The 22081-nt window shown below is 69.1% G+C and carries 19 protein-coding genes; 12 read left to right on the top strand and 7 right to left on the bottom strand.

What is annotated here, in order from left to right; genetic code table 11:
- Nucleotides 1–157: 157 nt before the first annotated feature.
- Nucleotides 158–3418 (top strand): autotransporter outer membrane beta-barrel domain-containing protein, encoded by a 3261-nt coding sequence (locus AC06FD_RS17840; protein WP_478078522.1) that lies wholly within the window; start codon nucleotides 158–160, stop codon nucleotides 3416–3418.
- Between the two features lie 30 nt (nucleotides 3419–3448).
- Here AC06FD_RS17840 and AC06FD_RS17845 read toward each other — a convergent pair whose 3' ends face one another.
- Nucleotides 3449–3739: a hypothetical protein gene (locus tag AC06FD_RS17845; RefSeq protein ID WP_478078523.1), complete on the bottom strand. Its 291-nt coding sequence runs from the start codon at nucleotides 3737–3739 to the stop codon at nucleotides 3449–3451.
- A 150-nt stretch (nucleotides 3740–3889) separates the two neighbouring features.
- Nucleotides 3890–4798, bottom strand: a complete 909-nt coding sequence (locus AC06FD_RS17850) for a LysR family transcriptional regulator (RefSeq protein ID WP_259207699.1) — start codon at nucleotides 4796–4798, stop codon at nucleotides 3890–3892.
- A 127-nt stretch (nucleotides 4799–4925) separates the two neighbouring features.
- Here AC06FD_RS17850 and AC06FD_RS17855 point away from each other — a divergent pair, with 127 nt between their 5' ends.
- Complete coding sequence (locus tag AC06FD_RS17855) at nucleotides 4926–6029, top strand: alkene reductase (RefSeq protein WP_478078524.1); 1104 nt, start codon at nucleotides 4926–4928, stop codon at nucleotides 6027–6029.
- Nucleotides 6030–6122: 93 nt separating this feature from the next.
- On the opposite strand, the gene AC06FD_RS17860 is transcribed toward AC06FD_RS17855, so the two are convergent.
- From AC06FD_RS17860 to AC06FD_RS17870, 3 genes are all read right to left on the bottom strand, one after another.
- Complete coding sequence (locus AC06FD_RS17860) at nucleotides 6123–6335, bottom strand: hypothetical protein (RefSeq protein ID WP_478078525.1); 213 nt, start codon at nucleotides 6333–6335, stop codon at nucleotides 6123–6125.
- 9 nt (nucleotides 6336–6344) lie between these two features.
- Nucleotides 6345–7013, bottom strand: coding sequence for an SMI1/KNR4 family protein (locus AC06FD_RS17865; RefSeq protein WP_478078526.1), 669 nt, complete (start codon nucleotides 7011–7013; stop codon nucleotides 6345–6347).
- A gap of 69 nt (nucleotides 7014–7082) precedes the next feature.
- The gene (locus tag AC06FD_RS17870) at nucleotides 7083–7973 is read right to left on the bottom strand and encodes a LysR family transcriptional regulator (RefSeq protein WP_449336414.1); all 891 of its coding nucleotides are present in this window, start codon (nucleotides 7971–7973) and stop codon (nucleotides 7083–7085) included.
- Nucleotides 7974–8080: 107 nt separating this feature from the next.
- On the opposite strand from AC06FD_RS17870, the gene AC06FD_RS17875 reads away from it, so the two are divergent.
- Entirely contained in the window at nucleotides 8081–9136 is a 1056-nt protein-coding gene (locus AC06FD_RS17875; protein ID WP_478078527.1) for an NAD(P)-dependent alcohol dehydrogenase, read from the top strand.
- A gap of 473 nt (nucleotides 9137–9609) precedes the next feature.
- Here the strand turns inward: AC06FD_RS17875 and AC06FD_RS17880 are convergent, their stop codons facing one another.
- Nucleotides 9610–10974: a glutamate--cysteine ligase gene (locus AC06FD_RS17880; protein WP_478078528.1), complete on the bottom strand. Its 1365-nt coding sequence runs from the start codon at nucleotides 10972–10974 to the stop codon at nucleotides 9610–9612.
- A gap of 208 nt (nucleotides 10975–11182) precedes the next feature.
- Between AC06FD_RS17880 and AC06FD_RS17885 the strand changes: the two genes are divergently transcribed.
- The 3 genes from AC06FD_RS17885 to AC06FD_RS17895 all read left to right on the top strand — a co-directional run bounded on the left by AC06FD_RS17885 (nucleotide 11183) and on the right by AC06FD_RS17895 (nucleotide 13811).
- Nucleotides 11183–11881, top strand: coding sequence for a VIT1/CCC1 transporter family protein (locus AC06FD_RS17885; protein ID WP_478078529.1), 699 nt, complete (start codon nucleotides 11183–11185; stop codon nucleotides 11879–11881).
- Complete coding sequence (locus AC06FD_RS17890) at nucleotides 11881–12711, top strand: helix-turn-helix transcriptional regulator (RefSeq protein ID WP_478078530.1); 831 nt, start codon at nucleotides 11881–11883, stop codon at nucleotides 12709–12711. Before AC06FD_RS17885 ends, AC06FD_RS17890 begins: the two co-directional genes overlap by 1 nt.
- Nucleotides 12712–12815: 104 nt before the next feature.
- Nucleotides 12816–13811 (top strand): MBL fold metallo-hydrolase, encoded by a 996-nt coding sequence (locus tag AC06FD_RS17895; protein WP_478078531.1) that lies wholly within the window; start codon nucleotides 12816–12818, stop codon nucleotides 13809–13811.
- 581 nt (nucleotides 13812–14392) lie between these two features.
- Here the strand turns inward: AC06FD_RS17895 and yihA are convergent.
- A complete protein-coding gene (gene yihA / locus AC06FD_RS17900) occupies nucleotides 14393–15016 on the bottom strand; it encodes a ribosome biogenesis GTP-binding protein YihA/YsxC (RefSeq protein ID WP_259207719.1) in 624 nt (207 codons plus the stop codon).
- Between the two features lie 155 nt (nucleotides 15017–15171).
- Between yihA and AC06FD_RS17905 the strand changes: the two genes are divergently transcribed.
- From AC06FD_RS17905 to betB, 6 genes are all read left to right on the top strand, one after another.
- Nucleotides 15172–15957: a c-type cytochrome gene (locus tag AC06FD_RS17905; RefSeq protein ID WP_478078532.1), complete on the top strand. Its 786-nt coding sequence runs from the start codon at nucleotides 15172–15174 to the stop codon at nucleotides 15955–15957.
- A 105-nt stretch (nucleotides 15958–16062) separates the two neighbouring features.
- Nucleotides 16063–16707 carry a thiol:disulfide interchange protein DsbA/DsbL gene (locus AC06FD_RS17910; protein WP_449335559.1) on the top strand — a complete coding sequence of 215 codons (645 nt, stop codon included), beginning with the start codon at nucleotides 16063–16065 and terminating at the stop codon, nucleotides 16705–16707.
- Between the two features lie 124 nt (nucleotides 16708–16831).
- Nucleotides 16832–17659 (top strand): thiol:disulfide interchange protein DsbA/DsbL, encoded by an 828-nt coding sequence (locus tag AC06FD_RS17915; protein WP_259207726.1) that lies wholly within the window; start codon nucleotides 16832–16834, stop codon nucleotides 17657–17659.
- A 53-nt stretch (nucleotides 17660–17712) separates the two neighbouring features.
- Nucleotides 17713–18450, top strand: coding sequence for an endonuclease/exonuclease/phosphatase family protein (locus AC06FD_RS17920; protein WP_259207818.1), 738 nt, complete (start codon nucleotides 17713–17715; stop codon nucleotides 18448–18450).
- Nucleotides 18451–18571: 121 nt separating this feature from the next.
- The gene (gene betT / locus AC06FD_RS17925; RefSeq protein WP_394164153.1) at nucleotides 18572–20551 is read left to right on the top strand and encodes a choline BCCT transporter BetT; all 1980 of its coding nucleotides are present in this window, start codon (nucleotides 18572–18574) and stop codon (nucleotides 20549–20551) included.
- 33 nt (nucleotides 20552–20584) lie between these two features.
- Nucleotides 20585–22057: a betaine-aldehyde dehydrogenase gene (betB, locus tag AC06FD_RS17930; protein WP_478078533.1), complete on the top strand. Its 1473-nt coding sequence runs from the start codon at nucleotides 20585–20587 to the stop codon at nucleotides 22055–22057.
- The last annotated feature ends 24 nt before the right edge of the window (nucleotides 22058–22081 follow it).

The following is a 22081-nucleotide window of genomic DNA, read 5'->3' on the forward strand; positions in this document are numbered from 1 at the left end:
AAATGGCGCCCGTCGTGCGTTATGCAGCACCGAACCCTAGGCCAGCGGAGCCAGGCAGGACTGCCTGCAACGCGGTCCACCAATTTTCCCAGCATTTGCATATCGCGACGGCAGCCGCACCCCTAGAGTTCGCGGCCTCACGCACCTGTGCCGCCCAATGACCTCGCCCACGCCGCTCCCGCTGCACCTGCTCTCCCTCGCCATCGCCGCCGCACTGGCCTGCAGCACGCCCAGTGCGCTTGCCCAACGCGCGGGGCCCGTTGTCGCCGACGGCACCCACGAGGAACCTGCCCCCGGTGACTACAGCACGTCCCACGATGGCCCTGCAGGCTACGTCTTTCATGCCCTGAACGGCGGCACCCTCCGGGCCACCGGCGCGGTCGCGGTGAGCGCGAACGGCCATGACACATCCGCCGTGCTCGCTGAAACCAACGGGACGGTGGCCTTCCAGGGCGGCAGCATCACCACGCGGGGCGACAACGCCATCGGCGTATCGGTCGCATCCGGCGGGCACGTCGAGCTGCTGGCCGATGGCGCCGGGCAAGGGCTGACCCTGTCCACCAGCGGCGTCCGCAGTCATGCCACCCGGGTAGCGGGCGGTACGCTGCTCCTGCGCGGTGCCACCATCGACGTCAGCGGCCCTCAGTCCTACGCCCTGTTCGCCCTGTCCGGGGGCCATATCGACGGCGATGGTTTGACGATCAACGCGCAGGCGTTCGGCGTGACCGGCGCGCTGATCGCGTCCGGGGGAGGACTGACGTTGTCCAACAGTTCCATCGAAGCACTCGACGAGGAGAGCACGGGCGTTTTCGGCGCCGGGGCCATCACCCTCCGCAATACGGATGTGCGGGTCTCCGGTGTTTCTTCGACTGCCGTGTCGATGACGGGAGGCACGCTCCGGGTCGAGGACGGCGTGATACAGGCCGACCATCCACAAAGCAGCACCGTCCATCTGTTGAACGGCAACCAGGTGGACATGATCGGCACGCGGATCAACGCCGGCCGGATCGGGCTCAACATCGACGGCCTCGGAAATGATGTCCGCTTGACCGACGTGGATATTCATACGGTCGGGGCGGGGGGCGTGGGTGTCTGGCTGCTCAAGGACTCCAGCCTGGCCATGCGTGGCGGCAGCATCATCACCGACGCCACCGACGGCGTGGCCGTCGACAACCGCGCCGGCAGGGTCAGCCTGGACGGCGTGCACGTGACTACTGCCGGCGCGGCCGCACACGCGATGAGTTCGACGTTCAGCGCCAACGCCGCGCTGCTGGAGGCCGACCGTACCCAGGTGCTCACCGACGGCGATGGCGCCATCGGTGCCCTCGCCCGCGCCGGCGGCAGCACCCACCTGCGCGACAGCACCATCGCGACCACCGGTGCCAACAGCTACGGCGTGCTGAGCGGCGGCACCGGCGTGATGACCCTGCGCGCGACCGATGTCACCACCCGCGGCCAGGGGGCCGCCGCTGCCGTGGTCAATGCCGATGGCAGCCTGGACATCGACGGCGGCACGCTGATGAGCGAGCGCGCCGAAGCGCTGTGGGTGCGCGCGGCGCGCCACGTGGCCGCCCGCAATGGCGCCCGCTTGATCGGTGGCAACGGGGCCCTGATGCACGTCGATGCCGCGTTCGCCACGCCGCTCGATGTCACCTTGGACCAGGACGTGATCGCCCTCGGCAACATCGCGATCACCCCGGCCGATGTCGCCGCCGGTATTCCCGTCCAGGCCGACATCCGGGTCCACCTCAACGGCCGTTCGCACTGGCGCGGCGCCAGCAGCGTGGTCAATCAGGTCACGCTCGGCGATGCCAGCCGCTGGACGCTGACCGGGGATTCCCGCGTCGGCCAGCTCACGCTGCGCGACAGCACGCTGGCCTTGTCCGCGGTCGGCGCCAGCGGCTTCAATCGCCTCACCGTGGACGGCGATGTCGACACCGACAATGCGCTGCTGATCTTCAACGGCGCGCTGGCCGGCGATGCGTCGCCCGTCGATACCCTGCACGTGCGCGGCGACACCCGCGGCACGGCCGCCATCCAGGTCAACAACGTGCACGGCCTGGGCGCGCAGACCGTGGACGGCATCGCGTTGATCCAGGTCGATGGCGCGTCCACCGCGGTGTACCAGCTGCGCGGTCGCGCCGTCGCGGGCCAGTACGACTACTTCCTGCACAAGGGCGGGGTGACCACGCCCGGCGACGGCGGCTGGTACCTGCGCTCGGCGCTGGCGACCACGCCGGACCCATGCGAGGTCGATCCCGAGGGTCCGGGCTGCGTTACACCGCCCGATCCCTGCGCCAGCGACCCGACCGGCCCCGGCTGCATCGTCATCCCGCCAGACCCCTGCGAGGCCGATCCGAACGGGCCCGGTTGCGCCGTCCCCCCGCCCACGCCCTGTTCGACCGATCCCGGCGGTCCCGGCTGCGTGCCGCCGCCCATCCCGTGCGAGGCCGACACGACCGACACCTGCCACCGCCCGCGACCGCCACAGGTGCTGCGCCCCGAGGCCGGTGCATACCTGGCCAACCAGGCAGCCGCCGTGGCGATGTTCCAGCACCGCCTGCACGACCGCGATGGCGGCCACGCCAACGGCGAAGCACGCGACGCCGGCTGGCTACGCGTGAACCGCACCCAGACGCGCCAGGATATCGGCGGCCAGCTGGCCCTGACGGGCCGGGCATCCAGTGTGATGAGCGGCGTGGACGTGCTGCAATGGGGCGGCGCCAGCGCAGGCCGCCTCGGCCTTCTGCTGGCTACCGGCAGGACCGTCACCGAGGTTCGCTCGCGGCGCAGCGGTTACACCGCCACCGGCACGGTGACGGGCACGGCGCTGGGCGCATACGCCAGCTGGATGCAGCACCCCGGTGGCGAAGACGGCGTCTACGTGGACGGCGGGCTGCACCACGGCCGCTACCGCACCAGCGTGCAGGGCATCGGCCTGGCCAGGGAGCGCCAGGACGCGCGCAGCACTGCCGCGTCGCTGGAAACCGGCTACGCCTGGTCGCTTCGCCTGGGTGACACCGCCACCCTGCAGGTCCAGCCCCAGCTGCAGCTGAGCTACACCGACTACCGCGCCGATCGCGTGGTCGAGCACAACGGCACGCAGGTCGGCGCGGATGCGGCGGGCGGGCTGGCGTCGCGGCTGGGCATGCGGGTAACGGGCGCGGTACGCACGGAGGAGCGTCACGTGCAGCCGTTCGTGTCCGCCCACTGGCTGCGCGCATCCGGCCGCAACCGTGTCTGGCTGGACGACAGCCGGATCGAGGGCGCCGTGCCGGCCACCCGCTACGAACTGCGCGGCGGCGCCGTTCTGCAGCTGGGCACGCGCTGGTCGGCGTGGGGCGACCTCGGCCTGCAGCGCGGCGACAATGCCTACCGCAGCGTCTCGGCGCAGATGGGGCTCAACGCCCGCTGGTAGTCTCGCCGAGGTTTGCACGGCACGCGGCCACTACAGGTCCGCATGGCCGATCAACCAGCCGAGCACCTCCGAATGGAGCTGTGCGGCCTGCGTCCCGGTCGCCACGCTCCAGAGACCGTGGTGCATGTCCGCCACCTCCCGATACTGGAACGCGCCCCTGGATGGCTTCACGTCCTCGGCCAGCCGCCTGCCCGAGGACACCGGCACCGAGCCGTCGCGCTCGCCATGGACCACCCGCAGGGGCGCCTCCAGGTCGCGGAGGACGTGGGCGTCCACCGCATCCAGGCGACTGGCCCATGCCGCCGCCACGGCGTCGGTCACCCTGCGCTACGAATAACCCGCCTCGGCTTGCGCCACCTCGCCGTGCATCGGGATCACGCCCGGCGTGCTGCTGCATGACAAGACCCTGCGCCCGCCCCACCCACTACGCTGGCGGACTGACCGCGTCATCGTTCGGGCGGTCCGCCCGGCTCAGTCGAATGCGCCCGCATCGGCCAACCGCGTCAGTTCATCCACCACGTAACGCACCTTCGGCCGCAGATGGCGCGTCTGCGGCCACAACGCATGGATCTCCACGTGATGCTGCATGCACTGCCCCAGCACCTGCTGCAGCGCGCCCGTCTGCAGGTGCTGTTTGACCAGGAAGTGCGGCATCTGGCAGATGCCCAGCCCGGCCAGGGCGGCTTCGATCACGGCATCGCCATCGTTGAGCTGGTGGGTGCCACTGGGGATGAAGCGCGCCTGCGCATCGTCCTCGCCGATCCGCCACGCCACCGGCTGGCCGTAGCGGTAGCCGACGATGCTGCGGTGGGCATGCAGCTCGTCGACAGTGACGGGGGTGCCGTGCGTGTCCAGGTAGGCCGGCGATGCGCAGGTGATCAGTCGCTGGCAGCCCAGCCGTCGCGCGACGAGGTGCTGGGCCTGGTCCAGCCCACCGAAGCGGATCAACAGGTCGATGCCTTCCTCGAGCGGGTCCACGAAGTGGTCGGTGAAGGTCATGGTGAGCTGCAGTTCGGGGTGGTCGGCGCAGATGCGCAACAGCACCGGCAGGATCATCAACCGCCCGAACGAGGACGGCATGTCGATGCGCAGGCGGCCTGCAGGCAGATGCGACGCCGAGCCCAGACACGCCTCGGCCGAGGCGATCTCTTCCAGCGCGGTGGCGCAGGAGGCGAAGTAGGCCTGGCCATCGGCAGTCAGGGAAATGCGCCGGGTGGTGCGATGGAACAGCCGCACGCCCAGCCGCTCTTCCAGCCGCGCGATCGCCTTGCCAACCGCCGAGCGCGATATCCCCAGGGTCTGGGCCGCTTCGGTGAACGTCCCCGAGCGCGCGGTGGTGACGAAGGTGGCCAGCCCGTTCAACGATTCCACTGGCAGCATTGTCGCGCTCCATTGGGGACAGAATGTCCCGCTTGCCGGGAAATTGAAGGCCTTTATGCGCCTCCAGGTCAACCTTATCTTGAACGGGTCGCGCCGCTGGCGCTCCCTTCCCCACGAGTTCCGCCTTATGACCGCCCTGCTCTTCCAGCCCTATGACCTCGCCGGCACGCCGCTGCGCAACCGCATCGCCATGGCCCCGATGACCCGCGCCCGCAACCCCGGCAGCGTGGCCAACGACCTCACCGCGGCGTACTACCGGCAACGCGCCAGTGCCGGGCTGATCATCAGCGAAGGCACCCCCGTGTCGGCGCAGGGCCAGGGCTACATCGACGTGCCGGGCATCTGGTCGGCCGAACAGGTGGCCGGCTGGAAGCAGGTCACCACGGCCGTGCATGCCGAACGCGGCGTCATCTTCGCCCAGCTCTGGCACGTGGGCCGCATGTCGCATGCCTCGCTGCAGCCCGACGGCGGCCAGCCGGTCAGCGCCGGAACGCGTCCGGTGGCGAGCAACCCGAAGAGCCGTGCGTTCGTGTACCTCGAAGACGGCAGCCGTGGGCAGGCCGATCCGACCCCGCCGCGCGCCCTGCGCAGCGACGAACTGCCGGGCATCGTCGACGACTTCGCGCGCGCGGCCGACAACGCGATCGCTGCCGGTTTCGACGGCATCGAACTGCATGCGGCCAACGGCTACCTCTTCGAACAGTTCCTCAACCCGGTCACCAATGACCGCACCGACGGCTACGGCGGCACGTTGCAGAACCGCGCGCGCCTGATCCTGGAGACCGTCGATGCGATGGCTGCGCGGATCGGGTCGCACCGCGTGGGCGTGCGGCTGGCACCGAACAACCTGCAGTTCGACATGCCCGAGTACGTCGGCAACGAAGCGGCCTACCTGTATCTGGCACAGGAACTGGGCAAGCGCGGGCTGGCCTATGTGCACCTCAACGACAACCATGCGCGCGGTGTGTCGGTGCTGAGCGAGGCGTTCCTGCGCACCTTCAAGCAGAGCTACGGTGGCACCCTGATCCTGGCCGGCAGCCTCACCCGCGCGCGGGCGCTGCAGTTGGTGGACGACGGCATCATCGACCTGGCCGCGTTCGGCCAGCCGTTCATCGCCAACCCGGACCTGGTGGCGCGACTGGAGCACGACGTGGCACTGGCCGTGCCGGACCGGGCGACGTATTACGGTGGCGGGGCGGAGGGGTATACCGACTACCCGGCGGCCAGCTGATCCCGGGCGGCGGCGGCCGGGGATCGTGCCGGTCGCCGCTGCCGGTTCGGTGGCATGCATGCAGCCCCCATGGGGCGGCGCTACCCCGCCGGTCTACCGCAACATCAGGCCCCGCCACGGGTTGGGCACGTCGCCCATCAGGGCCACCACCGCGCGATCCAACTGCCCGATGGCGGCCAGGCCGGCCACCGGGTGCGCGTGCAGGTGCGGCGGCAATGGCGGCGGCAACCGCCCGGCGTCCAGCGCCAGCAGGTGGTCGGCCAGCTGGCGGAAATCCGCGTCGCTCAGTGCGTCAGGCGCCGGCATGCATCACCGTCATGCCGGCACGTAGTTGAAGCGGGTATCGATCCCGTCAAAGCCGATGCTGCGCTGGATCAGCGCGGCCGCGGCGTCCTCACCCACGCCGCCGGCGTGGATCGCAGGATCGGCGTACAACGCGTCCAGCGCCTGCACCTGCGCCGCGCGCAGATAGGGGCGATGCGACTCCAGCCAACACTGCAGGTTGTCGGCCACCTCACCCACTTCCAGCAGGCTGTCGCCGAGGTCGGCCACCGCGTCGACCATCATCCGGAAGATGAAATCCTGCAGGTTGGCCGCCAGCACGTCCACGCGGTCGTCGTCGTGCCAGAGCAGCACCACGCTCGGCTCGTCCGCTGCATTCGGATCGGGCCAGAAGCAGTAGTAGTCGCCCGCACCGGTACTGCCGAAGGGCAACAGCTGCAGGCCCTCGCGCAGGCGCACGTGGCTGTCTTCATCGGTGAACTGTTCGGCGTGGCCCACGATATCGGCCGGCGCGATCAGTTCGAACTCGCGCGCATACAACAGCAGGGGCGGACGTGCGCGCAGCGTGGGATACACGCTAGTGACCCAGCCATGGCAGAGCGCGCCCCAGTCCAGCATGTGATCGCGATGCAACTGGTGGTAAAGCGCGGGAAACCGCTGACCAAGCTGCTGTTCAATGTCGCCGGGTGTGGCTGCGGTCATGGGCCGATGCATCCGATGCGGCGGGCAAGCGTGCCATCACTGGTGCGACCACGGCAACCGCCGCGCGCCTCACACCGTCGCCCGCACCATGTCCACGAAGGCGCGCAACGCCGAGGACATCTGGCGCTGGCGCGGGTAATACAGCACGAAGCCGGGGAACGGCTCGGCCCAGTCCTCCAGCACCGCCACCAGGCGGCCATCGTCCAGGTACGGGCGCGCCGAATCCTCCAGCACGTAGGCCAGGCCGAGGCCGTCGATCACGGCCTGCAGGATGGTGTGCTGGTCGCCCAGGGTGAGCCGGCCGGGTACGTCCACTTCCAGCTCCTGGCCGTCGCGCTCGAACTGCCACTTGTAGAGGTGGCCGCTGGCGAAGCGGAAGCGCACGCATTCGTGCTGGGCCAGTTCGCGCGGGTGGCGCGGTGCCGGCCGGCGCGCGAGGTAGGCCGGCGCGCCGACGATCAGCCCGCGCAGGGGCGGGCCCAGCGGCACCGCCACCATGTCCTCGGGCACCGACTCGTGCAGGCGCACGCCAGCATCGAAGCCGCTGGCGACGATATCCACCAGGCCATCGTCCTGCGCCAGTTCGATACGCACGTCCGGGTGGGCCTGCAGGAAGCGCGCCAGGCGTGGGCCCAGCTGGGTCTGCACGGCGGCGCGGGTGGCATTGATGCGCAGCAGTCCGGCCGGCGCGGCGCGGAAGTGGTTCATCTCCTCCAATGCGTCGTGCACCTGTTCCAGCGCCGGTTGCAGGCGCTCGAGCAGGCGCTGGCCGGCCTCGGTGAGCGCCACGCTGCGCGTGGTGCGGTGGAACAGGCCCACGCCCAGCCGTTCTTCCAGCGCGCGGATGGCATAGCTCACCGCGGACGTCGACAGGGCCAGCTCGGCACCGGCGCGGCGGAAGTTGCGGTGCCGGGCCACGGCGGCGAACGCGGCCAGGTGGGTCAGGTTGTCAGTGGCCACGATTGTGCAGTCTGCCTTGATGAATCATGCCGATATATTGACTGTATACGCACAGGATGCGGGCGTATTGTAAAGCGCCTTTCTACAAAACCCGCCAAGGATTCCTCATGTCCCTCGCCCATGGTTACGCCGTCCACGACCAGACCGCGCCGTTGGTGCCGTTCTCCTTCGAGCGCCGCCCGGTCGCCGCCGGCGACGTCCGCATCCAGATCCTGTACAGCGGCATCTGCCATTCCGACCTGCACCAGGCTCGCGACGACTGGGGCAATTCCAAGTTCCCGATGGTGCCCGGCCACGAGATCATCGGCCGGGTGACCGAAGTCGGTGCCGGTGTCACCGGCTTCAAGGTCGGCGATTTCGCCGGCGTCGGCTGCATGGTCGATTCCTGCCGCCATTGCGCGGCCTGCGATGAAGACCTGGAGCAGTACTGCGAGAAGGGTGCCAGTTACACCTACAACAGCACCGAGCGCGACGGCCAGCCGACCTTCGGCGGTTACTCGGACCACATCGTGGTCGAGCAGCGTTTCGTGGTGAAGGTGTCCGAGAAGCTGGACCTGAAGGCCGCCGCGCCGCTGCTGTGCGCGGGCATCACCACCTACTCGCCGCTGCGCCACTGGAAGGTGGGCCCCGGCCAGAAGGTCGGCATCATCGGCCTGGGTGGCCTGGGCCACATGGGCGTGAAGTTCGCCAAGGCGATGGGCGCCACCGTGGTGATGATCACCACCACGCCGGAAAAGGGTGCCGATGCCAAGCGTCTGGGCGCCGATGAGGTGCTGGTCTCGCGCGATCCGGAGCAGATGCAGGCCCACGCCGGCAGCTTTGATTTCCTGCTCAACACCATCCCGGTGAGCCACGACACCAACCCGTACATGGGCCTGCTCAAGCGCGACGCCACCATGTGCCTGGTCGGCGTGCTGACCGAGCTGGACCCGCCGCTGATGGGCGCTGCGATGATGTTCGGCCGCAAGCACATCACCGGTTCGGCGATCGGCGGCATGGCCGAAACCCAGGAGATGATGGACTTCTGTGCCGAGCACAACATCGTCAGCGACGTGGAAGTGATCGACATCAAGACCGTCAACGAAGCCTGGGAGCGCATGGCGAAGAATGACGTCCGCTACCGCTTCGTGATCGACATGGCCACGCTGGAAAAGGCGGCCTGATCCTCCTGCGTTGGCATGAAGAAAACCCCGGCATTGCCGGGGTTTTTTTATTCTTCGGCCAATGCCAAGGAGCGTCATGTCCCAAGGCTGCAGCAAGATGGGGCACGGCTATATCCACCGTGGCTGGATGGCGCGCCGCTGTATGGATCCAGCGGCGTGTCCGATCGGATCTGTCGTGCGCGTCAGGGCCCCGTAGCAGCCGGTAGGCCCCTGGCGTAGCGTCCCCCGGCCGCCGAGCGGCCTCCTCCTTTATTCTGCCCAGGAGCCTACCGGCCGCTAGGGGGCTCGGCTCGCGGGACAGGCGAGGAGCGAGGCTTCTCTCACTTCCGTCGGTGGGTGGGTCGCTGGGCCCCCATGCCCTTTCCGGCGACGCCCCCGGCCGCTGCGCGGCCTCCTCCTTTATTTCGCCTCCAAGGGCATGGGGGCCCAGCGACCGATCCACCGACAGCCGCTTTCACCCACTTCAGTAAGCGTCAGTAAGCGAACGCCTTGAACACCGGATCGATGTTGCCGCCCCACTCGCCATGGAACAGCGCCAACTTGCGATCGGCCGGGGTCAAGCCGGAATCGACGATCTCCTGCAGCACCTCCAGGAACTTGCTTTCGTCCTGGCCATCGGCATTGCGTGCAGCGCGCCGCTTCAGGCCGGCCACGGCGATCTTCAGCGCCTCGCGTGCCAGATCCAGCACGGTGCCGTTGCGGAACGGCAGCTTCAGCCCGTGCTTCGGCACGCCATCGCGCAACACATTGCGCTCGACCAGGCTGAAATCACGCACCAGGTCCCAGGCGGCATCCAGCGCCGCATCGTCGTACAGCAGACCCACCCAGAACGCCGGCAAGGCACACAGGCGGCTCCACGGGCCGGCATCGGCGCCGCGCATTTCCAGGTACTTCTTCAAGCGTACTTCCGGGAACGCGGTGGTCATGTGGTCCGACCAGTCGCGCAGCGTCGGCAACTGGCCCGGCAGCACCGGCAGCTTGCCCACCATGAAATCGCGGAAGCTCTGGCCGCTGGCATCGTTGTACTTGCCATCGCGGTAGGAGAAGTACATCGGCACGTCGAGCAGGTAATCCACGTAACGCTCGTAGCCAAAGCCGTCCTCGAACACGAAGTCGAGCATGCCGGTACGGTCGTTGTCGGTGTCGGTCCAGATGTGCGAGCGGTAGCTCTGGTAGCCGTTCGGCTTGCCTTCGGTGAACGGCGAATCGGCGAACAGCGCCGTGGCGATCGGCTGCAGCGCCAGCGACACGCGGAACTTCTTCACCATGTCCGCTTCGGTGGCGTAATCCAGGTTGACCTGCACCGTGCAGGTGCGGGTCATCATGTCCAGGCCCAGCGTGCCGACCTTGGGCATGTACTCGCGCATGATCTTGTAGCGCCCCTTGGGCATCCACGGCATCTCGTCGCGGGTCCACTTGGGCTGGAAGCCCATGCCGAGGAAGCCCAGCTGCAGTTCGCCGGCCACCTGCGCCACTTCGTTGAGATGGGTGCCGGTTTCCACGCAGGTGTCGTGGATGGTCTCCAGCGCCGCGCCGGACAGTTCCAGCTGGCCGGCCGGTTCCAGCGTCACCGAGGCGTTGTCGCGCAGCAGCGCGATGGTGCGACCGCCCTCGTCCACCGGCGTCCAGCCGAAACGGGTCAGGCCCTTGAGCAGGGCTTCGATGCCACGGTCGCCGTCGAAGGTGGGCGGACGCAGGTCGTCCAGGCGGAAGCCGAACTTCTCGTGCTCGGTGCCGATGCGCCACTGCGCCTTGGGCTTTTCGCCGGAGGCCAGCGTGGCGACCAGTTCATTTCGGTCGGTGATCGGCGTCTCGGCGACGTGGCTGGGGCTCGACAAGGGGAGGCTCGCAGGATTCTGGTCAGGGCGGGGATGTGGGGTCCACGCCCCCGCATCGCAAGGGCGCACTATATCGTGGCGTCCCCCACCGTCGTGTCACCGTGACGGTTTTCAGCATCCTACTGGCTACCACTTGACGCTGCCGATGCGCAGGCGCGGCTGCGAGTCATTCCGCCGGCCACGGCGGCCGACACCCTAGACTGTCGGCATGAGCCGATCCAGACATCCGGAAGTACATCGCTCCGACCGCGTGGGCTGGCTGCGTGCGGCCGTGCTGGGCGCCAATGACGGCATCGTCTCCGTGGCCGGGCTGGTGGTCGGCATCGCGGCGGGTGGCGCCAGCGCCTCCACGGTGCTGGCCACCGGCATCGCCGGCACCGTGGCCGGTGCGATGTCGATGGCCGCCGGCGAATATGTGTCGGTGCAGTCGCAGGCCGACACCGAGCGGGCCGACCTGGCGGTGGAGAAGCGCGAACTGCACGACGACCCGCACAGCGAACTGGAAGAGCTCGCCGCCATCTACCGCCATCGCGGCCTCAGCCCCGAGCTGGCGCAGCAGGTGGCGGTGCAGTTGACCGCCCACGACGCGCTGGCCGCGCATGCGCGCGACGAGCTGGGCATCACCGAAGAGCTGCGCGCGCGGCCGATGCAGGCGGCGATGGCCTCGGCCGGCGCCTTCGTCAGCGGCGCGGCGCTGCCGGTGCTCACCGCCCTGCTCGCCCCGCACGCGCACGTCGCCCAGGTCACCACCGCGGTCACCGTGGCCGGGCTGGGCCTGACCGGTGCGATGGCCGCGCGCGCCGGCGGTGCCCCGCCACTGCGCGGCGCGACGCGGGTGATGTTCTGGGGCGCAGTGGCCATGGGCGCGGCGGCGCTGATCGGCCAGTTGTTCGATACTGCGCTGTAATGGACATGCGCCTGCCCCCCGACTCCCTGCTGGCCAAAATGGCGAGCCTGGCCGACTGCCAGCGTGCCGACGGCTATGCCTGCATCACTGCCCGCCGCGAGCATGGCGCCTCCTCGGTGGACATCGCCCAGCCACAGGTCGCGATCCTGCTGCAGGGGCGCAAGCAGGTGCGCTGCGCGCAGCAGTCGCTCGCGTTCGTGCCCGGCGACCTGTTCCTGATCACCCGGCGCTGCCGCATCGACGTGGTCAACATTCCCGACCCGCACAGTGGCGTGTACCTCAGCGCGATCGTGCCGCTGTGCGCCGAGGCGCTGGCCGCCGCGCGCGTGCTGTGGAACGAGCCCCTGCCCGGCCCCGGCGACGCGCTGGGCAAGCTGTCCCTGGAAGACCATGACCAGACCCTGCGCCAATGGCGCCACGCGCTGGAGCAGGCCCGCTACACCGAGGCGCGCCTGGCCCTGGCATCGCTGGTAGTGGCGTTCTGCCGGCGCGGCCATGGCAGCCTGCTGCTCGCCCCCGAACCCAGCCTGGGCGAGCGCATCCGCGACCTGATCGCGGCGCAGCCCGAGCGCGACTGGCAGTCCCGCGACTTCGAACAGCAGCTCGGTGTGAGCGGTGCCACGTTGCGCCGGCGCCTGGCCAGCGAGCAGACCAGCATGCGTGAACTGATCGCCGACGCACGGCTGGCGCATGCGATGAACCTGCTCTACACCACCCGCCTGCCGTTGAAGACCGTCGCCGCGCGCGTGGGCTACCGCTCGCTGGGCAGCTTCAGCAAGCGCTTCGCCGCCCGCTATGGGCTGGACCCGGGGGCGATCGGCAACAGCTGAGCCCGGCCGATGCGAGCGGATCGCGCGGCATTCTGAGCGCATCGCGCGGCAGGCCGCGCGCAGCATGGGGCACCGCGGCGCTGCCGCCCTGTACGGAACCTGCCATGTCCTTCCCACGCGCCTGCACGCTCGCCACCGCGCTGCTGTTCGCCGTCGCCACCGGCCCGGCCCTGGCCACCACCGCCCACACCCCGGATGCACAGGTGCCGGGCGTCTACCACCAGCAGATCGGCACGCTGCAGGTCACCGCGTTGTTCGATGGCACCGTCGCGCTGGGACGCCAGGAACTGGTCGGCATCGACGCCGGCGCGGTCACCCGCCTGCTGGACCACCGCTACGTGCCCGAGGACGGCAAGGGCCTGCAGACCGCGGTCAACGCCTACCTGGTGCAGCGTGGCGAGCACCTGACCCTGGTCGATACCGGCACCGCGCAGTGCTTCGGCCCGGGCCTGGGCCAGGTGCTGGGCAACCTGCGCAAGGCCGGCTACGACCCGGCCGAGGTGGATGAGGTGCTGCTTACCCATGCCCATCCGGACCACCTGTGCGGGCTGCTGGACGCGCAGGACAAGGTCGCCTACCCCAACGCCACGGTCTGGTTGTCCGCGGCCGACGCGGCCTACTGGCTGGACCCGGCCAGCACCGCCGGCGCGCCACAGGGTGTGCGCTTTGCCTTCGCGTTGGCGCGCAAAGCGGTGGCGCCCTACGAGGCGACTGGAAAGCTGAAGCGCTTTGGGCCCCGCGATGCGTTGCCGGCCGGCATCACTGCGCTGGACAGCCATGGCCATACGGTAGGCCACGTGTCCTACCGGATCGATGGCGGCGCCGGCCAGCAGTTGCTGGTGTGGGGCGACATCGTGCATTTCCATGCCGTGCAGTTCGCCCAGCCGCAGGCCTCCTACGAAGCCGACAGCGACCGCACCGCCGCGATCGCCAGCCGCCGCCGGATGATGGCGCAGGCCGCCGACGGAGGCTGGTGGGTGGCCGGCGCGCACCTGCCGTTCCCCGGGCTGGGCCATGTGCGCCGCGAAGGCGAAGCATTCGCCTGGGTGCCGGGTGAGTTCGCGCCATTGCCGGCCCCCGCCCAGCCCACGGGCAGGTAGATCCACGCCATGCGTGGATGCCGCGCACGCGCGGCGCCCCGACCGGGGCAAAGCCCGGTCAGCGGCGCACATCCGTTGCGGGCCTGCCCCAGATAAACGCCCCAGGTGCCCCACAACGCGTAGACCCACGCCATGCGTGGATGCCGCGCACGCGCGGCGCCCCGACCGGGACAGAGCCCGGTCAGCGGCGCACATCCATTGCGGGCTTGCCCCAGGTAAACGCCCCAGGTGCCCCAACGCGTAGATCCACGCCATGCGTGGATGCCGCGCACGCGCGGCGCACCGACCGGGGCAAAGCCCGGTCGGCGGCGCACATCCCTTGCGGGCTTGCCCCAGGTAAACGCCTCAGATGTCCCACCGCGTAGATCTACGCCATGCGTGGATGCCGCGCCACGCGCGGCCGCCCCGACCGGGGCAAAGCCCGGTCAGCGGCGCACATCCATTGCGGGCTTGCCCCAGGTAAACGCCCCAGGTGCCCCAACGCGTAGATCCACGCCATGCGTGGATGCCGCGTACACGCGTTGTTCGCCCGTGCCGGGGGCAACGTCACCCACGCATGGCGTGGGTGCAGGGGCCTTGGGTCAGGCCGCTTCCGGGGCCGGCTTGTTCAATCCCAGCCAGCCGCCGATGATCCCGCGCGCTTCGTCCACGCCCTGGCGGGCCGGACCGGAGAAGGTCTGCACGCTGACCGTGTCGCCGAAGGAGGACTGCAGTTCCTTGCGCACCTTCTGCAGGGCGATGCCCTGCTGGCCACGCCCGAGCTTGTCGGCCTTGGTCAGCAGCGCGTGCGCGGGCAAGCCGCGCTGCACCGCATAGGCCAGCATCTGGCGGTCGTAATCCTTCAGCGGATGACGGATGTCCATCACCACCACCAGGCCACGCAGCGCCTCGCGGGTGCGGAAGTACTGGTCGATGAAGGCCTGCCAGTGCGCCTGCAGGTCCAGCGGGACCTTGGCGTAGCCGTAGCCGGGCAGATCGACCAGCTTGGCCTCCGGGGTGACCTCGAAGAACACCAGCTGCTGGGTGCGGCCGGGGGTCTTGGAGACCCGGGCCAGGCTGTTCTGGCGGGTCAGGGCGTTGAGGGCGCTGGATTTGCCGGCGTTGGAGCGCCCGGCAAAGGCGACTTCGGCCCCGACATCCTCCGGCAATTGCCGGGTGTTGTGGGCCGAAAGCAGGTAGGTGGCACGTTCGAGGAGCAATGACATGCCCATAGGATCGCATGTCCGGGCCGGCCGCGGGCTGCCGGGGGCGGTTTTGACGCACTGCCGCGTTGACCGTGGCGTGAAACCGCATGGATAATCGGGCGATCCTAAGCCAGTGCAGCCTGCACTCGCCAGGCCGGTCCACACGGAGCTTCCGCATGCGCCATGCTCGCGTTCTTGCCGTTTCCGCTGTCGCTGTATCGCTGCTGGCCGCCGTTGCGGTCGCCCAGACCTCGATCACCCCGTTGCCCGACAACGGCCCGATCAAGACCGCTTCGCTGGAGGTCGATTTCAGCAAGACCACCTGGGGCGATGCCAAGGCCGGCCAGACCAAGGCCGCCGCCTGCGCGGCCTGCCACTCGGCCGACGGCAATTCCAGTGTCGAGATGTACCCGAGCATCGCCGGCCAGAGCGAGCGCTACGTGGCCCAGCAGATGGCCCTGATCGCCAACGGCCAGCGCACCTCCGGGGCCTCGGCGGCGATGGTGCCCTTCGTGCAGGACCTCACCCCGCAGGACATGCGCGACATCGGTGCCTATTTCGCAACGCAGAAGGCCAACGCCGGGCTTGCCGACGATGGCCTGGTCGGCGAAGGTCCGTATGCCGGCAAGAAGTTCTACGAGATCGGGCAGCAGCTGTATCGCGGTGGCGATGCCGCCCGGGGCATTCCGGCGTGCATGGCCTGCCACGGTCCCACCGGCGCCGGCAACCCGGGGCCAGCCTATCCGCACATCGGCGGCCAGCATGCGGCGTATGTCGCCCGCCGACTGCAGGAGTACCAGGCCGGCGTGACCCACGAAACCGACAAGGCCCACTTCCAGATCATGGCGACCATTGCCAAGCAGTTGTCCGAACAGGAGATCCAGGCACTGGGCAGCTACCTGCAGGGCCTGCACAACCGCGCCGACGACATCGCCGCGGCCGCGCCGCCCAAGGCCCCCTAGCCACCGTTCGGCGGCGGGTTGGCCGCACCGCCCTCGCGGCGGGTTATGTTCAACGCCACGCCGGCACTGGGCCGGCGTTGTTTTTTCCGATGGAGATGGATGTAGATGAAGTTGATCCCCCGCCTGATGGTGTTGTTGCTGGCACTGAGCCCCTTGGCCACCCTCGCCGCCACGCCGGCCACGCTGGTCGAAGGTACCGATTACGAGCTGATCGACGCGCCCGGCCCGTACGCGCCGCTGGCGGGCAAGATCGAAGTGGTGGAGATGTTCGGCTACACCTGCCCGCATTGCGCCCGCTTCGAGCCGCAGCTGGAAGCGTGGGCCGCCAAGCTGCCCAAGGATGTCCGCTTCACCCCGGTGCCGGCCGCGTTCGGCGGGATCTGGGATTCGTTCGCGCGCGCCTACCTGGCCGCCGACCAGCTGGGCGTCGCCAAGCGCAGCCACCGCGCCATGTTCGAGGCCCTGCACGAGACCCATTCGCTGCCGATGCAGAACGTGGCGCCGGAAGAACTGGCCGCGTTCTACACGGGCTACGGCGTGGCCCCGGAGCGCTTCCTGGCCACCATCAAGGGCGATGCGGTGGAGCAGAAGCTCAAGGCCGCGCGCGCCTTCGCCCAGCGCACCAAGGTGCCGGGCACCCCGGCGCTGGTGATCAACGGCCGCTACCTGGTCAAGGGCGACTCGTTCGAGGCGATGCTGCGCAACGCCGATGCCCTGATCGCACAGGCGCGCACCCAGCCCAAGCGCTGAGTGCAGGCTCGCTGAACCGTCACACACCGTGCACGCGGTACGCCCAGTGCCGCGTGCCATCATTCCCCTCTGGCTGGCGCGCAACGCGCCGGCCCCTATACGTTCCTCCGCTGGAGATGCCTAGATGAAGACCCGTTTCGCGATTTCGCTGTTGGCCCTGCTGCCGATCCTGGTGGCCTGCAAGGCCCAGGATGGCACCGCCAACACCGCCGCGCCGACCGAGCCGGCGGCCCCGAGCAGTGCCCCGGCCACCGACACCGCGCCGGCCAGCAGCGAGACCCCGGCCGCCACCGGCGAAACGGCCGCCGCTGAAACCGCCGCCGCCGAGGCCACCACGCCCGCGCCGGCACCGGCGTCGTCGCGCCCGACCGGCCCGGAGCCGGTGGCAGGCACCGACTATGTGCTGATCGAAAACGGCCAGCCGTTCCAGCCGGCCACCGGCAAGATCGAAGTGGCCGAGATCTTCGGCTACGTCTGCCCGGCCTGCGCCGCGTTCCAGCCCCTGATCGGGCCGTGGAAGGCCGGCCTGCCCAGCGACGTCAGCTTCGTCTACGTGCCGGCCATGTTCGGCGGCACCTGGGACAACTACGCGCGCGCCTTCTACGCCGCGCAGAGCATGGGCCTGCAGGAAAAGACCCATGAGGCCCTGTATTCGGCCATCCACGCCGAGAAGACCCTGAAGGGCGAGCGCGGCAAGGATTCGGTTGAAGACATCGCCGCCTTCTACGCCAAGCACGGCGCCGACGCCAAGCAGTTCGCCAGCACCATGAGCAGCTTCGCGGTGGGTGCCAAGACCAACGCCGCCAAGAACTTCGCCCAGCGCAGCCAGATCACCGGCACCCCCTCGGTGATCGTCAACGGCAAGTACCTGGTCAAGGGCAAGAGCTTCCCGGACATGCTGCGCATCGCCGATCACCTGATCGCCCGCGAACGCGCCGCCAAGGGCAACTGATCAAGCGTGAATCGGCAACCGTCGTGAATTCCCCCACCACGCGGACCCTGCGCCTGCTGACGGCCAACATCCAGGCCGGCAGCAGTACCCGCCGCTACAGCGACTATGTGACCCGCAGCTGGTCCCATGCGCTGCCGGCGGGGCGCAAGCGCACCAGCCTGGACGCGATCGCCCAGCTTGCCCGCGGCCACGACATCGTCGGGCTGCAGGAAGCCGATCCGGGCAGCCTGCGCTCGGGCTTCACCAACCAGACCCACTACCTGGCCGAGCGCGCCGGCTTCAACTACTGGAGCCACCAGCCCAACCGCCGCATGGGCGGCGTGGCCTCCAGTGCCAATGGCCTGCTGAGCCGGCTGGAGCCGGTGGAAGTACAGGACCATGCCCTGCCCGGCCGCATCGGCGGGCGCGGCGTGCTGCTGGCCAAGTTCGGCGAAGGCAGCGAAGGCCTGGCAGTGGCGGTGGCGCACCTGTCGCTGGGCACCAACTCGCGGATGTCGCAGCTGGCCTTCATCGCCGACCTGCTCAGCGACCATCCCAACGCGGTGCTGATGGGCGATTTCAACTGCCTGGCCGACCGCCCGGAAATGCAGGCGCTGTACCAGAAGACCACCCTGCAGCCCCCCGGCTGTGCGGTGCCGACCTTCCCGAGCTGGCGCCCGGACCGCGCGATCGACCACATCCTGCTCAGCACCGGCCTGCAGCAGCGCAGCGCCGAGGCGGTCCCGGCCGCGTTCTCCGATCACCTCGCCCTGGCGATGTCGATCGACGTACCCAGCACCGCGCTGCGGTAACCCCGATACCCCGCCGCCCCGTGCGGCGGGCATCCGCGGCTGCGCACACGCAGCATCCACGACCCGTATGCGATAACGCTCCGCCTGAGCCCACCGTGGCACCGGGAGCATCCCCCACCCCATGAGTACCGTGGAGCCGCATCCGCCCGAGGTGCGCACGCTTCGTCCCGTGTTCCTGCTTGCGGCGACCCTGGTCACCGCATTCGCAGCGCTGGTCACCCTCTTCCCGATCCAGTCCGGCGCCCTGCTGCTGGATGCCCAGACCTGGGCCTCGCGCAATGTGGGCTGGTATTACCTGCTGGCGATGACGGTGTACCTGGTGTTCGTGGTCGGCGTGGCGTTGTCCGGCTACGGCAACGTCAAACTCGGTGCGGACCACGACGAGCCGGAGTTCAGCTACCTCTCCTGGGCCGGCATGCTGTTCGCCGCCGGCATCAGCATCACCCTGTTCTTCTTCTGCGTGTCCGAACCGCTCACCCATTACCTGCTGCCGCCCCAGGGCGGCGTGGGCGGCGGTGAGGCCAGCGCGCGCCAGGCCATGCAGCTGCTGTTCCTGCACTGGGGCCTGCACGGCTGGGGCGTGTTCGCGCTGGCGGCGATGGCACTGGCCTACTTCGCCTACCGCCACAACCTGCCACTGGCGCTGCGCTCGGCGCTGTACCCGCTGATCGGCAAACGCATCAACGGGCCGATCGGCTACACCGTGGATGCCCTGGGCATCGTGGCCACCGTGTTCGGGCTGGGCGCGGACATGGGCTTTGGCGTGCTGCACCTCAATGCCGGCCTCAACACTCTGTTGCCGGTGCCGCACGCGGCCTGGGTGCAGGTGGGCCTGATCGTGCTGATGATGGGCGCGGCGATCACCGTGGCCGTCTCCGGCGTGGAGAAGGGCGTGCGCTGGATGTCCAACATCAACATGCTGCTGGCGATCGGGCTGCTGCTGTTCATGCTGTTCGCCGGCCCCACCCAGTACCTGCTCAATGCCTTCATGCAGAACATGGGCGACTACCTGGGCAACGTGGTCGGCAAGAGTTTCGACGTGTATGCCTACGGCGGCCGCCCGGACTGGCTGGGCAACTGGACGGTGTTCTACTGGGCCTGGTGGATAGGCTGGGCGCCGTTCGTGGGCCTGTTCATCGCGCGCATCTCGCGTGGCCGCACCATCCGCGAGTTCGTGCTGGGCGTGCTGCTGATCCCGCTGGGCTTCACCCTGGCGTGGCTGTCGATCTTCGGCAACAGCGCGCTGGACCAGATCCTGCACCACGACCAGGTGCAGCTGGCGCAGATGGCCGTGGATAACCCGCCCACGGTGCTGTACGCGCTGCTGGAGCACTACCCGTGGAGCCGGGCGGTGATCGCGGTGACGGTGATCGTCAGCTTCGTCTTCTTCGTCACCTCGGCCGACTCGGGCACGGTAGTGCTGTCCACCCTGTCCTCGCATGGCGGCGCGCCGGAGGACGACGGCCCGCGCTGGCTGCGCGTGTTCTGGGGGGTGATGACCGGCCTGGTCACCGCCGGGCTGCTGCTGGCGGGCAGCATGGATGCGCTCAAGTCGGCGGTGGTGCTGGCCTCGCTGCCGTTCTCGGTGGTGCTGCTGCTGATGCTGTGGGGCCTGACCCGTGCGCTGGGCGAGGAGTCGCAACGCAAGAAGGCCTCGCAGTATTCGCCGATCCCGCTGATCGGGCAGTCGCGGCACCAGCGCGGCTGGCGCCAGCGCATCACCCAGGCCGTGCATTTCCCGGTACGCGACGAGGTCTACCGCTTCATGGACACCGACGTGAAGCCCGCCATCGAGGCGGTGGCCGCGCAACTGGGCGAACAGGGCCTGGATGTACGCACGAAGTTCGAGCCGGGCCAGATGGAACTGACCGTGGACCACGGCGAGCAGCAGGTGTTCACCTACCAGGTGATCATGCGCGGCTACCTCACCCCGTCGTTCGCCGCGCAGCGCTTCCGCAACCTGCGCTACTACCGCGCCGAAGTGCACCTCTATGAAGGTGGACAGGACTACGAGCTGTTCGGCTACAGCCGCCAGCAGATCATCAACGACATCATCGACCAGTACGAGCGCCACCTGCAGTTCCTGCATCTGACCCGTTGAACGCTGGTCTCCCGCTGCAAAGGAGTCATCACCATGCCCCGCTTCCCCGACCAACTGCTTTACATCGGCGGCCGTTACGTCCCCTCGCAGGGGGGCCGCACCTTCGAGGTGGTCAACCCGGCCACCGGCGAGGTCCTGGCCAACGTGCACAGCGCCAACAGCGACGACCTGGATGCCGCGGTGGAAAGCGCCCAGGCCGGGCAGACGGCCTGGGCCGCGCTCACCACGGTGGAGCGCTCGCGCATCCTGCTGCGCGCGGTGGCCCTGCTGCGCGAGCGCAACGATGCGCTGGCCGAGCTGGAAACGCTCAATACCGGCAAACCGCTGAGCGAAACCCGCAGCGTGGACATCGTCACCGGTGCGGACGTGCTGGAGTACTACGCCGGGGTGATGCACGGGCTGGAAGGCAGCCAGGTGCCGCTGCGCGAAGGCAGTTTCTTCTATACCCGGCAGGAACCGCTGGGCGTGGTCGGGGCGATCGGTGCCTGGAACTACCCGATCCAGATCGCCCTCTGGAAGGCCGCCCCGGCGCTGGCCGCCGGCAACGCGATGATCTTCAAGCCCAGCGAAGTGACCCCGCTGACCGCGCTGAAGCTGGCCGAGATCTTCACCGAAGCGGGCCTGCCCGATGGCGTGTTCAACGTACTGCCCGGCGACGGCGCCGGCGTGGGGTCGGCGCTGACCGAACACCCCGGCATCGAGAAGATCTCCTTCACCGGCGGCACCAGCACCGGTCGCAAGGTGATGGCCAGTGCGTCCAGCTCCACCCTCAAGGAGGTGACCATGGAGCTGGGCGGCAAGTCGCCGCTGATCATCTGCGCCGACGCCGACCTCGACCTGGCCGCCGACGTGGCGATGATGGCCAACTTCTACAGCTCCGGCCAGGTCTGCACCAACGGCACGCGCGTATTCGTGCCCAAGGACCTGCTGGCCGATGTCGAGTTGGCCCTGCGTGAGCGCATCGCGCGCATCCGCATCGGCGATCCGTTGCAGGAGGACACCAACTTCGGCCCGCTGGTCAGTGCCGCGCACATGCGCCGCGTGCTGGACCACATCGCCAGCGGCAAGACGGAGGGCGCGCGGCTGGTCTGTGGCGGCGAGCGGTTGACCGATGGCGCGCTGGGCAAGGGCTGCTACGTGGCGCCGACGGTGTTCAGCGATTGCCGCGATGACATGCGCATCGTGCGCGAAGAGATCTTCGGGCCGGTGTTGAGCCTGCTGTCCTATGACAGTGAAGAAGAAGCCGTCGCCCGCGCCAACGCCACCGAATACGGGCTGGCGGCCGGCGTGGTCAGCCGCGACCTGAGCCGCGCGCACCGCCTGATCCACCAGTTGGACGCCGGTATCTGCTGGGTCAACTGCTGGGGCGAATCGCCGGCGCAGATGCCGGTGGGTGGCTACAAACAGTCCGGCGTGGGCCGCGAGAACGGCCTGGCCACGCTGCGCGCCTATACCCGCACCAAGTCCATCCAGATCGAACTGGACCGCTACGCGTCGGTGTTCTGAACCGGCCTGACAGGAGAACACCGC

The sequence above is a fragment of the Stenotrophomonas sp. Steno-Z1 genome, assembly GCF_056393175.1.

Coding starts and splice junctions, on each gene's coding strand:
- AC06FD_RS17840 (WP_478078522.1), top strand. CDS start 158: ATGACCTCGCCCACGCCGCTCCCGCTGCACCTGCTCTCCCTCGCCATC.
- AC06FD_RS17850 (WP_259207699.1), bottom strand. CDS start 4,798: ATGCTGCCAGTGGAATCGTTGAACGGGCTGGCCACCTTCGTCACCACC.
- AC06FD_RS17855 (WP_478078524.1), top strand. CDS start 4,926: ATGACCGCCCTGCTCTTCCAGCCCTATGACCTCGCCGGCACGCCGCTG.
- AC06FD_RS17860 (WP_478078525.1), bottom strand. CDS start 6,335: ATGCCGGCGCCTGACGCACTGAGCGACGCGGATTTCCGCCAGCTGGCC.
- AC06FD_RS17865 (WP_478078526.1), bottom strand. CDS start 7,013: ATGACCGCAGCCACACCCGGCGACATTGAACAGCAGCTTGGTCAGCGG.
- AC06FD_RS17875 (WP_478078527.1), top strand. CDS start 8,081: ATGTCCCTCGCCCATGGTTACGCCGTCCACGACCAGACCGCGCCGTTG.
- AC06FD_RS17885 (WP_478078529.1), top strand. CDS start 11,183: ATGAGCCGATCCAGACATCCGGAAGTACATCGCTCCGACCGCGTGGGC.
- AC06FD_RS17890 (WP_478078530.1), top strand. CDS start 11,881: ATGGACATGCGCCTGCCCCCCGACTCCCTGCTGGCCAAAATGGCGAGC.
- AC06FD_RS17895 (WP_478078531.1), top strand. CDS start 12,816: ATGTCCTTCCCACGCGCCTGCACGCTCGCCACCGCGCTGCTGTTCGCC.
- yihA (WP_259207719.1), bottom strand. CDS start 15,016: ATGTCATTGCTCCTCGAACGTGCCACCTACCTGCTTTCGGCCCACAAC.
- AC06FD_RS17905 (WP_478078532.1), top strand. CDS start 15,172: ATGCGCCATGCTCGCGTTCTTGCCGTTTCCGCTGTCGCTGTATCGCTG.
- AC06FD_RS17910 (WP_449335559.1), top strand. CDS start 16,063: ATGAAGTTGATCCCCCGCCTGATGGTGTTGTTGCTGGCACTGAGCCCC.
- AC06FD_RS17915 (WP_259207726.1), top strand. CDS start 16,832: ATGAAGACCCGTTTCGCGATTTCGCTGTTGGCCCTGCTGCCGATCCTG.
- betT (WP_394164153.1), top strand. CDS start 18,572: ATGAGTACCGTGGAGCCGCATCCGCCCGAGGTGCGCACGCTTCGTCCC.
- betB (WP_478078533.1), top strand. CDS start 20,585: ATGCCCCGCTTCCCCGACCAACTGCTTTACATCGGCGGCCGTTACGTC.